Origin of the sequence: Vallitalea okinawensis (assembly GCF_002964605.1) — a bacterium.
In the GTDB taxonomy this organism is placed as follows: domain Bacteria; phylum Bacillota; class Clostridia; order Lachnospirales; family PQDH01; genus Vallitalea_A; species Vallitalea_A okinawensis.
Genome location: NZ_PQDH01000002.1, coordinates 728,475 through 743,808, shown reverse-complemented (window position 1 = coordinate 743,808; position 15,334 = coordinate 728,475). Strand labels below are relative to the sequence as shown.

The 15,334-nt window shown below is 33.3% G+C and carries 11 protein-coding genes; 7 read left to right on the top strand and 4 right to left on the bottom strand.

Features of this window, described 5'->3' with window-relative positions; all coding sequences use genetic code 11:
* Positions 1-171 precede the first annotated feature (171 nt).
* Both C1Y58_RS08360 and C1Y58_RS08355 read right to left on the bottom strand, forming a co-directional pair.
* Positions 172-1,524: a sensor histidine kinase gene (locus C1Y58_RS08360; protein ID WP_105615556.1), complete on the bottom strand. Its 1,353-nt coding sequence runs from the start codon at positions 1,522-1,524 to the stop codon at positions 172-174.
* Complete coding sequence (locus C1Y58_RS08355; RefSeq protein WP_330404407.1) at positions 1,514-2,209, bottom strand: response regulator transcription factor; 696 nt, start codon at positions 2,207-2,209, stop codon at positions 1,514-1,516. The genes C1Y58_RS08360 and C1Y58_RS08355 overlap by 11 nt, the downstream gene beginning before the upstream one ends.
* Before the next feature lie 477 nt (positions 2,210-2,686).
* On the opposite strand from C1Y58_RS08355, the gene C1Y58_RS08350 reads away from it, so the two are divergent.
* The 6 genes from C1Y58_RS08350 to C1Y58_RS08325 all read left to right on the top strand — a co-directional run bounded on the left by C1Y58_RS08350 (position 2,687) and on the right by C1Y58_RS08325 (position 11,411).
* Positions 2,687-3,724, top strand: a complete 1,038-nt coding sequence (locus C1Y58_RS08350; protein ID WP_105615555.1) for an ArsR family transcriptional regulator — start codon at positions 2,687-2,689, stop codon at positions 3,722-3,724.
* A 29-nt stretch (positions 3,725-3,753) separates the two neighbouring features.
* Positions 3,754-7,416 (top strand): helicase-exonuclease AddAB subunit AddA, encoded by a 3,663-nt coding sequence (gene addA / locus C1Y58_RS08345; protein ID WP_157950019.1) that lies wholly within the window; start codon positions 3,754-3,756, stop codon positions 7,414-7,416.
* Positions 7,417-7,522: 106 nt separating this feature from the next.
* Positions 7,523-7,825 carry a hypothetical protein gene (locus tag C1Y58_RS08340; protein WP_105615553.1) on the top strand — a complete coding sequence of 101 codons (303 nt, stop codon included), beginning with the start codon at positions 7,523-7,525 and terminating at the stop codon, positions 7,823-7,825.
* A gap of 228 nt (positions 7,826-8,053) precedes the next feature.
* Positions 8,054-9,766 carry an ABC-ATPase domain-containing protein gene (locus C1Y58_RS08335; protein ID WP_105615552.1) on the top strand — a complete coding sequence of 571 codons (1,713 nt, stop codon included), beginning with the start codon at positions 8,054-8,056 and terminating at the stop codon, positions 9,764-9,766.
* Between the two features lie 44 nt (positions 9,767-9,810).
* Positions 9,811-10,908 (top strand): aldo/keto reductase, encoded by a 1,098-nt coding sequence (locus C1Y58_RS08330; RefSeq protein WP_105615551.1) that lies wholly within the window; start codon positions 9,811-9,813, stop codon positions 10,906-10,908.
* Positions 10,909-10,970: 62 nt separating this feature from the next.
* Positions 10,971-11,411, top strand: coding sequence for a J domain-containing protein (locus tag C1Y58_RS08325; protein WP_105615550.1), 441 nt, complete (start codon positions 10,971-10,973; stop codon positions 11,409-11,411).
* 8 nt (positions 11,412-11,419) lie between these two features.
* Here C1Y58_RS08325 and C1Y58_RS08320 read toward each other — a convergent pair whose 3' ends face one another.
* Together C1Y58_RS08320 and C1Y58_RS08315 are read right to left on the bottom strand one after the other, a co-directional pair.
* The gene (locus tag C1Y58_RS08320; RefSeq protein WP_105615549.1) at positions 11,420-12,079 is read right to left on the bottom strand and encodes a 4Fe-4S binding protein; all 660 of its coding nucleotides are present in this window, start codon (positions 12,077-12,079) and stop codon (positions 11,420-11,422) included.
* A gap of 486 nt (positions 12,080-12,565) precedes the next feature.
* A complete protein-coding gene (locus tag C1Y58_RS08315) occupies positions 12,566-13,381 on the bottom strand; it encodes a helix-turn-helix domain-containing protein (RefSeq protein WP_105615548.1) in 816 nt (271 codons plus the stop codon).
* A gap of 136 nt (positions 13,382-13,517) precedes the next feature.
* Here C1Y58_RS08315 and C1Y58_RS08310 point away from each other — a divergent pair, with 136 nt between their 5' ends.
* Positions 13,518-15,242: a DUF4091 domain-containing protein gene (locus C1Y58_RS08310; RefSeq protein WP_105615547.1), complete on the top strand. Its 1,725-nt coding sequence runs from the start codon at positions 13,518-13,520 to the stop codon at positions 15,240-15,242.
* Positions 15,243-15,334 lie beyond the last annotated feature (92 nt).

Below are 15,334 nucleotides of genomic sequence, written 5' to 3'. Positions count from 1 at the left end.
AAGTGGTGTTATAGATTAGTTGGTTAGCAACTGATTTATAACACCTTTTTTATGGTATAGGAAAGTACTGCGTTTTGCTTGCAAAGAACCATACTTTCCTATCTCCAGTTTAAAAGTGGCGTTAGCCACTTTTGTACTTATACAGAAAAGCTCGAGTTTTGGATTATAAGTTTAGTAGTTTGTGCTTCTATTAAATAAAATACTAAACTCAACTCCATTTTCAGAATTACTTACATGAATATCACCATCATGAATTCTAATAACCCTTTTGACTATAGCCAACCCAAGCCCAAAATTTCCTTGCTTATCTTTGGTATGACTTTCGAATAAATCCTCTGGATTTTCAATAGAAATGAGAGGACCGTCATTAGATATGATAATTTCATTTTTATTAGATATGTGGATTTTAATTTGCTTCTTAGCAAATCTTATCTGATTGTCCAAAATATTTTCAAAAGCAACCAGTAGAGATTCAACATCGCCGATTATTTCTAACTGTTGGAGGTTTAATTGCCAGTTAATATTGGGGCATATAATTTTATATTTTTTAACAAGATTTTTAATCATCCTATCTATACTTACTTCTTCCCAGGTACTTTTATCTCTTTGCACATGATCTAAGGCATTCAACCTTAATAACTGAATAATCTTTCTTTCTAATCTATTTGATTCATCCGTAATGATATTGAGGAATTCAATGTCTTCTGTATTATATTTCCCATCTTTTACAGCTTCAATATAACCTTTAATGATCATCACCGGTGTTTTTAAATCATGGGATACTGATTGGAGAAATTCTCGTTCCCTATTATCTGCTTCTTTTAGTGATTTACTCATTTCTTTTAAACCATAGATTAAGTCATTTACTTCAACTGTATCTGACAGTTCGATTGAATAATCCCAGTTTTTACTTGCTATTTCAGTAGCAAAACCCTTTAATTCTTGTATAGGTGCTGCAATCTTTTTTGCTGCATTTCTCGATATGATGAATAGAAAGGATAAGAGGACTCCAATCAAAATTAACATAATGAAAAAGTCTAGTATACTATCATTGGTTTTTAACACATAAACAGTGATAGTATTATTATCGCTTAAAACACTATAATAATAATAATCTGAAAAAGAATGACTGATTTTACCTTGAGTATGCTTATCAGTATCTTTAACAATTAAATTTGATATCTTATTTAGAATTTGATCTTCTAGTAAATGATGAAAATAAGTTTCTTTAGCAAAATCATTGATGACGATATCCTCAATGATAGATCGACTCTCGTTGAGTTTAATTGTAAAAAATACTGGCAACCGAGAATTTTCATTATCATCCAAAACGCCTTCGAGATCATAATATTCTGAAGTAATAGCAAATGCTCTTAGCTTTTCATACATACCATCACTACGATTTTTTTCAATTATCGTAATGTTTAATATGAATAAAACGATAAAAAGGATAATAAGTATCTTAGCAAATTCAATCCATATTTTATAACTTAATGTTTTGGGATTATACTTTTTATTTTTCATAACTCAACTCGCGCTTCAGGATATAGCCATATCCATAGACATTTTCGATGGGCAAGTATGGTGCCTTCTTCCTTATACGTCTTATTGTATCATCAACAACTCTTGATGAACCAAAGTAATCTAAACCCCAAACATTATCAATTATTTCATCTCTTTTTACTGCTACTTCTAGGTTTTGAATAAAGTAATTTAATAAATCATATTCTTTATTTGTAAGCACGATGTTTTCATCATCTATAGATAAGTCTCTAGTTTGCCTTCGGAATAAGTAATCTCCTATAAGTTCAGTTGAATCAACTATTTTACTGTTCGCATTATTGAGTAATCTGTTTACCCTTAAAACTAACTCTCTCGGCAAAAATGGCTTAGGGAGATAATCATCACTACCCATTTCTAATCCAATTACACGGTCCAATTCAGCATTACGAGCAGACATAAATATCACAGGAATTTCTTTATTAAGTTTCTTTATTTCTTTGATTAAGGTGTATCCATTCATTCCTGATACCATGATATCGAGTATCCATAAATCCACATCATTATTTATTTCTTTATATGCTTTTAATCCATCGCTGAATGTTTTCACCTTATATCCTTCATCTTCTAAATAAGTTGTCAGCAATGATGACAGATGTTCTTCATCTTCTACTAAATATATATTCTTAATACTAACACCTCGTTTCAATCCTAATGAATTAACTTTTTATTAGTTGTTATTTTTAATAGTCATTGAACATACTTTATCACATTTTTGACAGTTGATACAACTACTTTCGTTTCTTTTTGTTCTAAAGGGGCTTGCTATTCCGATTACCCCATATTTTTCCCTTTCAAACTACTATCTATCAACTCTCCTTTATATTATACAATTGATTAAAGCTGTATTATACAACATTACAAAGGGAAAATAATGTGAAAGTTGTGGGTTAGGGTCTGCAGTGATAATCGGCGTTAGTCTATAGACTTGTTGTGACCTTATATATTTGGTATACTTTTCTTGTGAGTAAATTTAAAGCAGATAAACTCATAATACATGTTTGCAATTCGAATGTATAATAAGTTGATATTCTATAATAGTTAGATATGTAAATTGTATAGAGAATTAAATCAATGAATTGATGAAACAACGTCATTATATAGAGATAAAAGAGAAGGTGAAAACATGAAATTACCAAAGATTGAATACAACATGGCATGTGAATTTATTTTTTCTATGATTCGTCTATTCAAAGAAGAAGCATTCTTAGATTATAAGAAAATGATTTTAGAAAAAGATAAAGATATAGAAGAGTACATTAAAAATGTTAATAATGAATTGAGTTTTCTTATTAAACGTGATATGGAACTACTCATTAGTGATTTTGTTGGAGGAATGTTTGGATTAATCAATGCTTCCATTTATGCAGATATTAAAACAGTTCCAGAGCTTTTAGTTTATATTGAACAGACAGAACCTCTAGATTTATTAGCTGATATTTTGGAAACCTGGGATATTGATCTTGAAAATCATGAAGAAGATAAATTAATTAGTATTATAAGAGAGCAAATCATTGGAAGACTTGATATCATAACAAAAGATGATGAAGTCATTAGAGAATACTTGAAGCATCCAAAAGAGATGCAACAAAGGTTATTGCATATTATGACCTATTATTATGAACATCATTTTAAAGCAGAAGAAAAGCGAATTGAAGACATTTTAAAGCAAAAGGTACTTGCTCATCAAATTCTCTTAGAAGGACATACAGAGGCATTTATAAAAAACATGCTATTTTTTACTTCAGCTAAGGAATTTGAAGAATCAAGTATCCGCTTATTTGTTATGTACTTTGGTGAATTTAATAACATTTATAATGTGAAGAATGGAACTGTCTATTACTTCTATGGTTTTTCTTTAGAACAAAGATTAAATCAAGAATACAATAAGGTAGTAAGAAAAGAGTTTCTTAGATTACTACAAGATGATACAAGATATGAAATTATTAAGCTTCTAGCTAATAAGAAGTGGTATGGTAAAGAATTAGCAGATCATTTTGAGTTAACGACTGCTACAATGAGTTACCATTTAACAAAGTTAACGACTTTTGGCATTGTGATTATTGAAAGAGGCATTAATAAACGCATTTATTATAGTCTTGATAAGAAAGAATTTACAAGTTTATATACAAGCGTTTTAGATGATATTTTTGAAGAGTGTTAGAAGAAGAGGTAGAGGAGGGAGGAATATTATTGAGTGATGTACAATGGACCAATGAGCAAAAGCGGGTCATCGACCATCGAAAAGGTAATCTTTTAGTAGCGGCAGCAGCAGGATCAGGTAAAACAGCAGTGCTTGTTGAACGAATAATTACCATGTTAGTTGATGAAGAAGACCCAATCAATATTGATGAACTCCTCGTTGTAACGTTTACAAATTTGGCCGCAGGAGAAATGAAAGAAAGAATTTCCGAAGCACTATCTAAGAAATTAGAAGATAACCCAAGTAATACAAGGTTAAGAAAGCAACTTAACCTACTTAGTCACGCCTCAATTAATACAATACATTCATTTTGCTTAGATGTCATAAGAAGAAATTTTCATCAATTGGATTTGGATCCTAATTTTAGAGTAGCAGATGAAACGGAAATATTATTATTGAAAAGCGATGTGTTAGCTGAAGTTTTAGAAGAATATTATACAGAAGGGCAAGATGAATTCTTCAATCTCGTGGAGAGTTATGGTGGAATTAAGTACGATACTCCCTTAGAGAGCTATATATTAAACCTGCATAGTTTTATTCAGAGCTATCCTTGGCCAGAACAATGGTTAGATGAGCAGGTAGGTTTGTTTGATATCCACTCAGTTGAAGAACTAAAAGAATCTGCTTGGATAGAAGTACTCATGAAAGATGTTGGATTGATACTAGAGGGTGTAAAAGATGCACTTAATAAGGCATTACAATTAAGTCGAAGTCCAGAAGGACCAGAAGTTTATGAGGCAACGTTACTAGAGGATATGGAAAAGGTAGATAACCTCATATTGGCTTATAAAAAATCTTTTTTGGATTTAGAGCAAGTAATCAGTCAAGTTAAATTTGGGAGAATGAAAACCTGTCGACAACAAGTAGATGAAGATATTAAGGAGCAATGTAAAGCCATTCGGAGCAAACAAGTCATCGACGTCATTAAAGAATTGAAGTCCAATGTTTTCTTTAAAAGCCCTGAAGTACTGTTAGATGATTTAAAACAAGTCTATCCAGTTTTGAGGATGTTGGCTCAGGTAGTAAGATCATTTGACTTACGGTTTAAGGAAGCTAAGAAAGATAAAGCTTTAATCGATTATAACGATATAGAACACATTGCATTAAATATTTTAGTCCATCTAAAAGAGGGACAAGTTGTTCCTACTAAAGAAGCTATGGACTTACAGAATAAATATAGAGAGATTCTTATTGATGAGTACCAAGATAGTAATCTAGTTCAAGAGATTATATTAACCAGTATATCGAGAAAAGAAAAGGAGCAACCTAATATCTTTATGGTAGGGGATGTGAAGCAAAGTATTTATCGTTTTAGAATGGCAAGACCAGACCTCTTTGTTGAAAAGTATGAAGCCTATGATTTAAATGATGAAAGCTTGTATAAACGCATTGATTTATTTAAGAATTTCAGAAGTCGTAAAGAAGTTCTTGATGGCGTAAATTATATATTCAAGTATGCTATGAACAAAGACATTGGGGAGATTATTTACGATGATTTAGCTTCTTTACATGCTGGAGCAACATTTAAGGAGCAAGAAATAGGCATTGCTGGAGGTCCTATAGAGATCGAATTAGTTGATCTAAAAGTCAACGAAGAGCTTTATGAAGACCAGGTTCTTGACATCATTAAAGACCTTTCCTCTGTTGAAATTGAAGCGAAATTGGTGGCCAACAAAATAGAAGATGTTATTAACCCACAGAATAAAATCGTTGTTTACGATAAAGTGTTGGATGAATATCGTCAACCGCGCTACGAAGATATTGTGATTTTGATGCGTGCTACCAGTTCAAGAGCGGAAATATTTCTAGATGAGTTGGCAGCAAGAGGAATACCTGCTTATGCTGAATCCAATTTTGGATATTTTGATGCATTGGAAGTTAAGACTATCCTTGCACTGCTTAAAATAATTGATAATCCTATGCAAGATATTCCTTTGTTAACGGTGTTACGTTCACCTATGGTGGACTTAAATGTAGATGAATTAACAGCTATACGTGTTAATTTAAAGGAAGGTACTTTTTATGATGCGCTTGTGTGTTATGCAGAGGGAGAACTGTTTACTACTGCCTTAGGAAGAAAGCTCAATCATTTCATACAACAACTAAGATTATGGCGTCAAGAAGCAGCCTATACCCATTTACATGACTTCATTTGGAAACTCTATATGGAGACGGATTACTATTATTATGTAACTGCTATGCCAGGCGGAAATCAAAGAAAAGCTAATTTGGATGCACTACTGGACAAAGCAATTAAATTTGAAAAAGGTAGTTATCGGGGCTTATTTAATTTCATTAAAGTAATGGAGAAGATAAAGACAAACCAGGGAGATTTTGGAGCAGCTAAAACCCTCGGACCTAATGAAAATATTGTCCGTATTATGAGTATTCATAAGAGTAAAGGTTTAGAATTTCCGATTGCTATTGTTGCAGGAATGGGGAAAACTTTTAATAAGATGGACTTAAATAAAAAAATCATTTTACATCAAGACTTAGGCTTTGGACCTGATTTTATAAATTTTGAGGAACGTTATAGTTCTAAAACCATAGCAAAAGCGGCTATAAGCCATAAAATAAAAAAAGAAAATTTATCAGAAGAAATGCGTATACTATATGTAGCGTTAACTCGAGCTAAAGAGAAATTAATTTTGACAGGAACGGTTTCAAATCTTAATAAAAAAATAAAAGAATGGGCTTTTGATACATCAGAGGATGGTTTTCTTCCAAGCTACAGAAGTATGGCTGCAAAGAATTATTTTGATTGGGTTATGCCCTTAGTTATGCGGCATAAAGATGGAGCTAAACTTTCAGAGAGTGCTGGTTCACATCTATCTTTCATAGAAGATACTTCTACTTGGATTATTCAAACTTATGAATTAGGGGATTTGATTCAACTAGAAGAGTTGATGGATCAAAGTGATGATCAAGTAGCTGGACAACATCAACTATTACAAGCAGAACAACTTGATTGGAGCTATTCCAAATACTATTTAAGTGAAATACCATTAAAAGTTACTGTTTCAGAATTGAAAAAGAAATCAATGGTTGATGAAGGAATGGTATCTGCTGACCTTATTAAAAATGAAGAGGAAGATTTTTATCGACCCCATTTTATAGAAGGTCAAACGGGGTATACAGCTGCTGAAAAGGGAACGATTTTTCATAAAGTGATGTATCATCTGGATTTACACCAAATCAGTACTTTTTCAGAGGTAGAAAAGCAATTACAGCATATGGTGAAGAGCAAGCGATTATTACCAGAAGAAAAAGAAACTATTTATATTAATAACATAGTCAAGTTTAGTCAAACTGATATTTATAAAAGACTTATCAAGTCAGTAAGAATAGAAAAAGAAGTTCCTTTTGTTCTGGGCATAGATGCTAAAGAAATTTTTGATATTATAGATGATGATTTGGTAATGATTCAAGGGGTTATCGATTGTTTTTTCGAAGAAGATAATGAGATTGTTCTCTTAGATTATAAAACGGATTATGTAAAAAATGATATTTCAAAAATTTTAATACAACGATATGGTAAGCAAATGGAGTTGTATAAAATGGCCATTGAAAAAAATATTGGGAAGAAGGTTAAAGAGATCTACTTATATAGCACATCGTTAGGTGAAGCAATTTCATTACCTATAGAAGCCTAATCAATTGATGAATGTGGAGTAACATTCAGGAGATAATAATAGTATGACATCAATTAACTTAAAAAAGGTTTTTAGTCATATAACTATTTAAGGGAGTGCTATTATTATGTACAATAGTGTGACAGAAGAAAGATTTCGAGAAGAAGAAAACTATCGTATCTATTTAACAGTTCCTAGAAATGAATATGCATCTATTTATGAAGGTGACATAAACGAGTCAAATGCTTATGATTTTATAAAAAACTATTTAAATCATATAAGTGATGATGGGCGTCCTATTGAAGTGCATGTCAGAGACCTTAAGGACTCGGACTTATTTCAAATAGAAGCTGAATTAAGGTATGAAGGTAATGGGCATACAGATTATCAACAAAATTATAGATTTACCAATAGCCAGAGAGATGAGTAAGAAAAGTACAATCGTACTTTTCTTTTTTTGGAGGTATAGTAAAGTACTGCGTTTTGCTCTAGTAAGCATTAGAGAATACTATTACGCCGACGGGAAAGGTGTCCTTGATCATTCGTAGTAACAACAAAATTACTGTTAACTAGAAAAAAACAAAAAAAGCAATCCATTGTACTGATATTTACTAAAATAAAATATAATGGTATAGTTAAGATTAGGGAGATGAGGTAGATGCAAACCAAAGATAATTTACTTCGATTATTGAATCAAATAGATGGTCGAGGTTATAAGGCATATAAGGACATTCAAGGAATTTATGATTTTCAGGAGTTTGAGTTAGCTATTGACTATGTACAAGGCGACCCATTTGCAACACCCTCAAGAATTAGAGTCGTTCTAGATAAACAAAAAACTGGCATCCATAATGATTTATTTGATCTAAGGCATAAACGCGTAGCAGTTACTGATTATCTAGCAAGAGTTATTAGGAAGAATATTGATGCCACGTATAAAAGAGTTAAAGGTTCCGGTAAGAGTGGGCTTTTAGAGATGGACTTTTTTGGACAAAAAGTGCTTGAAAAAACAGCAGTTTCTATCGATAAAGCTCGAGTAGAAATTCGAATTGAAGTAGGTTTACCTGCGGCAGGTCGTCGAGTTCTAAGTAGAGAAGCTATCAAAATTTTCTTTGACTATTTACCTAGGATAGTAGGAAAAAGTATTTATAAGCAGTTTCTAAATCATAAAGAACTTGCAAGTTCTGTGAAGCTAGCCGAAGATCAATATTACATTCGTCAATACCTCCAAGAAAATAAAGCTGTTGCATTTATAGCTAATGGAGCTATATTACCAAGAATCAGCGGTATATCTGATAAACCTATGAGCAAAGGGGTTATTCCTTTTAAAAGTCCTGAAACTATGGAAGTAAGCTTAGAGTTACCTCATAAAGGTACAATAAAAGGTATGTTGATTAGAGAAGGTATTACATTAATTGTTGGCGGTGGTTATCATGGTAAATCCACACTTCTAAATGCGATCGAAATGAGTGTATACAACCATATACATGGTGATGGCAGAGAGTATTGTATAACTCGTGAAGACGCTATGAAAATTAGAGCGGAAGATGGTAGAAGAGTTGAAGAGGTGGATATAAGCCTATTCATTAATAATTTACCTAATGGAATGGATACAAAAAGGTTCTCAACAGATAATGCCAGTGGAAGTACATCCCAAGCTGCTAATATAGTCGAAGCCTTGGAAGCATCTTCAAAGTTACTACTTATTGATGAAGATACAAGTGCTACCAACTTTATGATACGAGATGCTAGAATGAAGCAGCTTGTACATGAAGATAAAGAGCCTATTACACCCTTTATTGATCGTGTTAAACAACTTTATGAAAAGGATAGTGTATCTACAGTTCTTGTTATTGGAGGTTCAGGGGATTATTTTGATGTAGCAGATCAAGTCATAATGATGGATGAATATAGACCTATAGATAAGACAAAAGAGGCTTATGATATCGCTAAGACGATAGGGAATAGCAGCCCCAAAAAAGTCATGGCTTATGAAAAAAGTTATAGGAAAAGGAAGATCATGCCAATAACTTTTAAGAGTCAGAGGAATAAATTGAAAGTTATAGCCCGTGGCTTATCAACCATTAGCTACAATAAATGTGATATTGACCTCAAACACGTAGAGCAATTGATTGATTCAAGTCAAACAAGAGCTTTGGCCCAAATACTGACCAATTTTAGTCAGAAAAATAATTGTCAGAACCTTTCATTAGAAGAAGCAATCGATGAACTTTTAATCTTGATTGAGAAAGATGGATTGGAGTGCTTATCTACTTTTAGAGGACACCCAGGAAATTTGGCATTACCAAGAAAACTTGAAATAATAGCTACTATTAATAGATTCAGACAACTTAAAATCCGACATGATTAATTGTTAGGAAATTTTTTAAATAGATATTTTGAGAGGGTGAAAAAATGCAATACAAAGCGTACGGAAAAACAGGTAAAAAAATATCTGTTATTGGATTTGGAGGTATGCGTTTTCATAAAGAAGATTATGAAAAGAGTTATGAGAAGGCAGCTTTAGTAGTTAGAAGAGCAAGTGCATTAGGTATTAACTACTTTGATACCGCGCCGTTTTATTGTGATGATAAAAGTGAGGAAATAATGGGAGAAGCCTTTAGGGATATGCCAAACCCTTTCTATGTGTCCACTAAAAGCTCTATTTCCAGTGAGAAAACAGCAGATGAAGTAAGAGCGCGTATTGAAAAATCTTTAAAGAGAATGGGATTAGAAAAGATAGATTTCTTCAACATGTGGTGTATACTTAATCTTGAGCAGTATAAAAATGTCATGGCCAAAGGCGGACCTTATGAAGGAGCACTAAAGGCCAAAGAAGAAGGATTAATTGATCATCTTGTTTTTTCAACTCACTGTTCAGGAGACGAAATTGCTACAATAATAAGAGATGGCTATTTCGAGGGAGTAACCTTAGGTTATAACGCTACTAACTTTGCGTTTCGACAAGAAGGGATTAAAGCTGCTTATGAAGAGGGAGTAGGCGTTGTGACAATGAATCCTTTAGGTGGAGGTATTATACCACAGCATTCTAATTTTTATCAATTTATTAAAGAAGATGAGTCAGATAGCATAGCTCAAGCGGCGTTAAAATTCAATATAGGCCATAAGGAAATCACTTGTGCACTTGCAGGCATGGGGTCGATCAAGGAAGTTGAAGAGAATGTGAAAGCTGGCGAAAGCTTTAAGCTCATTGGTGATGAACGTCTCGAAGAGATGAAGAGCAAGCTTCATGCTGGATTAGATTCTTTATGCACAGGGTGTGGGTATTGTACTGGCTGCCCTAAGGATATCGCCATACCAAAAATGATGGATGCCTATAATATGAAAATTATAAGTAATGAGGATAAAAGAATTTTAGGTCGACTAAAATATCACTGGGGCATTGAACAAGCGATGGCATCAGAATGTATAGCGTGTGGTTTGTGTGAAAAGAAATGCACGCAACACATTCCAATAATTGAGCGATTACAATACATTGCTAATGTCGAATAAGCATGCAATGAGCACATGATTGAGTTTCATGTGCTCTTCAATTACCTTAAAGGGAGGTTAAGATGAAAGTTGATCAAATGAAGAAGAAGCTAAGAGATCTTAAGAAATTAGAGATAAAAATTCGCTTTAGTAGTCAAAATATTCAGGCAAATAAAGTGCTTGTTTGGAATGATTTCTTTAGTACTAAAAATGTATATGATAAAGAAGTTCGCTATAATATTGCTTTTCTTTATGAATGTTCTCATGAAGAAATGAAGGCTATCGTTGATGAGTACTTTGCTTATGTATACTATACCTATTACAGAGAAAGTGGTATTATACTAGACGAAGTATTTGAACCTAGAATACTCAACAAATTAGGATTACCTCCTACTGCAACATGGGAAGAGGTTAAAGAGAAATTTCGCGCCTTGGCTAAAATACATCATCCTGATCAAGGGGGAAACGCTAAGAAGTTTATGGAAGTCTATGAGGCTTATAAAAAATTGAAGAATAAGAAATAGAAGCCACCCTATGCTTTATATCTGGGTGGCTTCTTAATGTTCTGTTTTGGGCATGCATGAACGCATTGATGGCAGCGGATACAGTCACCATGAGTAATGTAGCCCTTCTTGTAATCTTTAATTGGAATATGCATAGGGCATTGCTCCTGGCACCTGTTACAGCGACTGAGACAGGGTTTAACCTGTACAGGATTATTGGAACCAATGATGTATGTAATAAAAGCCGATAGACTTCCCATTGGACATATTGAACACCAGGCTCTTTTGTTAAATATTAAAGCTAAGAACATGCCAACTATAGTGGTAACAACCACAATCTTATATATAACATGAGCGATGTATAAGAGATCTCCACCGCTGTTAAAGATACCCAATCCAAAAATAGAAAACATGGTGGTCATCACTAGTAGACGTACTGGTATGGATTTTATTATTCCAGGAACTCTATTGTTGGAACTAAGCTTTCCAAAAATCAAATCAAAGAAACTACCTCGTGGGCATAAATTACCACACCAATAGCGTCCCTTCCCAGCTAAAGCAATTAATAAAGGGAGAATCATACATAAAACAGCTAGAAAGGCATATCGAATATCAAAAAAGCCAGCAATCAAGATGGCAATAAATATCATGCTGGCTATTGTTCGCCATACCCTTTGGATAAATACCATAAAGACCTCCTCATCGTATATAGTCGGTAAATGTAAAGCACAAGAAACCAGCGATCAAGTAAAGGAGAGTAACAATAAAAGCCAAAGCATTACCGATGAAAAGCGTTATGCATGATAGTAGTGCAGAGAGGATGAGAATAGTTCCTGATGTATAGGGATAAGCTTTGGAAAGTAAGGCAAAGATAAGACCGATGAAACATGCTGTCAAGGAGCTGTACATATAAATATTGGTAGCTTGAACGGTAGAATAGAGGATGTAGATAGAACCGCTCAATATCGCAGAAGGCAGACCTATGATGGTAGCAAGAATACCTAAAAACATAGGTGCGTTGGACGTACAAACTCGTTTCATAAAAGCACTCCTAACTGTCGTTGCAGTCAAGTGAAAAACTATACCTGTCTATATCAGCATACGAAATCTTATTATAGTATATGATGAGCCCTATAGGGATTAGACGAGATAACACAAATTAAGGCAAGATATATTTAGTTAAGATTACTTTTTCTAAAGGCAGTAGGGCTATATGAAGTATGTTTCTTAAATGCCTGACTGAAATAAAGTTGATTTTGGTATCCAACTTGGTCAGCAACCTCTTGAATCGTCATATCTGTTTGGAGTAGTAGTTGTTTGCTTTTCTCTAGTCGTTCTTGGATAAGATAGCGTATGGGTGAGATACCTTTATAAGCTGTAAAGCGGTGTATCAACCTTGATGGACTTAAGCCAACTTGTTCTGAAAGTTCATTAACATCTTTGATAAGGTGTAAATTCTCATGAATGTAAAGAATCAATTCTTCCATGATTGTATCTTCATCAAAAGTGTTCTCATGACGTTTCACTGAGCTATAGAGGAGCCAAAAGTATCCATTACAATAATCTTGATAGTAGGGTTTTCTTGTTTGCAACTCAGAGATTATGGTTTTCATATGTTCAAGAATCTCATGATGAAGTCCTAATTTATGCGGGTGGTTGTAAGTAAATAAATCACTTGCGCATTTTCCAGTAAAATGAATCCAATACACTGCTGAGCCTATTGAATAGTGAACTTTATGGGCTGTATGGGGTGGAAGTAGGATATAGTCACCTTCAAAGCAAGAAAAGCTTTGTTCAGTAATATCTATTTCAATCTTTCCTTTTATCACATAAATAAAATAGTAATCAAGACGTCCCTTTTGACGAGTTGTTACTGTAGATTTTGAGAGGAAGTAGTCATAACCACAACAATTGACTTGTAAAGGCACCTGTAAATTTTCAGTACCATATGGCTCCACGTTGAATTCACTATAACCATAATTGGATTTCATACTCAAAACTCCTTAGCAGTATTTTATATATTTTCAGCAATAATATATATTTAATAATTACTATTTTAATATTATTATTGAATTATATCAATGACAAAATATTATATATGTATAGGATGATGTAGGAGGATGGATTATGTTAAAGTGTAAACTTGAAAGAGAGTCTTTCAAATACGTCTATGGTATGACAACACTTAGAACAGATTTTTTTAAAGAGAGTATTGAGATTAAAGAAGTATGTGGGAAAAATGATTGGTCTGCAGTGCAAGTATTACTGGAATCTGATAAGGATATGTTAGTGACCATTAATAATGATCCAAGATTCTATAAAAAGAGAGCTGTAGATTGCTACCGCTTAAAAGTTACCGTAGAAGGCATACCAGATGAAAGCATAAAGGTTCAATTAGTGGATCTCGTTGAAGATGATGATCATCAGTTGAAATCAGATATATTACTTGATGAACAAAGCATATTTGTTAAAGCTGGTAAAATACAATGTGTATGGGTTGAAATTAAAACAGATAATGGTGTTGAGCCTGGGCATTATGAACCTAAAGTTAGTATCTATAAAAGTTATCTTTTTGAAGATGAAGTATTATATAACCAACTTAACTATTCATTAGATGTCTTTGATCACACAATGAAGAAGCCTGAGGATTTTAGATTCTACCTTGATCTATGGCAGCATAACTCCAATATAGCCAGGAAGTACGAAGTGCCATTATGGGGAGAAGAACATTTTAGTATCATAGATAATTATATAGCATCATTAGCTGACCTGGGGCAAAAGGCAGTTTCCCTCATTGTATCTGAAATTCCTTGGTCAGGGCAGAATTCATTAGTTAATCCCATAGATTCATCAGATTTATATGAGTACAATATGGTAAGGTGCTATAAAAATGAAGAGGAGCTAAAATTTGATTTCAACATCTTGGATCGGTATGTTGAATTATGTGATAGGCATGGTATTAATCAAGAGTATGAAGTTTTTGGGTTAATCAATGTGTGGACCAGACCTGAAGCTGGCTTTGATTGTGTTATAGAAGGTTATGACGACGGTATACGTATTCGCTATTATGATGAATCAGATCAAACATTTAAATATATACGTAAGAAAGTTGACTATGAACGTTACTTACAAGCTTTAGAACAGTATTTTGCAGATAAAGGTATTATTGATCGTGTACGCATTATCGCCGATGAACCGGCTGATATTGAAGAGTATAAAAATAGATTAAGTTTTCTAAAGAAAGTGACTCCGAAATTTAAGTTTAAGGCAGCAATTAACCATGTGGAATTTATGCAAGAAGACATACCAGATCTAATGGATTACTGCCCAAACATTCGTGATCTAACAAAGGAGTTTCAACGTTTCCAAGAAATAAAAGATAGCTGCCAAGGTACAATTTCTTATTATGTATGCTGTGGTCCTAAAAACCCTAATACTTTTATTAGTTCCCCACTTCTTGAGAGCCGTGTAATACCTTGGTTTGCTTATTTACTTGGAACAGATGGATTCCTTCGATGGAATTATACAGTATGGCCTGATCAACCCCGTGAAAAGATCAGCTATGCCTATCCAGAATGGGCAGCAGGTGATACGAACTTCGTGTACCCAGGTAAAACAGGTAAGCCCATGTTAACATTACGCTACAAGAATTTATTAAGAGGAATTGGGGACTATGAATACTTAATGGATTTAAAAGAAGCAAACGTATCAACAGATGAATTTTTAGATGAAATTTTCTATAACAGAACGAAGATTCATGAAGAATATTATAAGAATGATAATTATTGTTTAGAGTCTGAAGTTTATCAATCTGTTAAGAGAAAAATGTTAGAATTATTGAGTAACAAGTAATAAAAAACGCTACCCTTGTGTAGCGTTTTTTATTACTCAACATCATCCTTTTATAAGTTGCTACTATTACCTTAATTTCATCATTCAAGTAT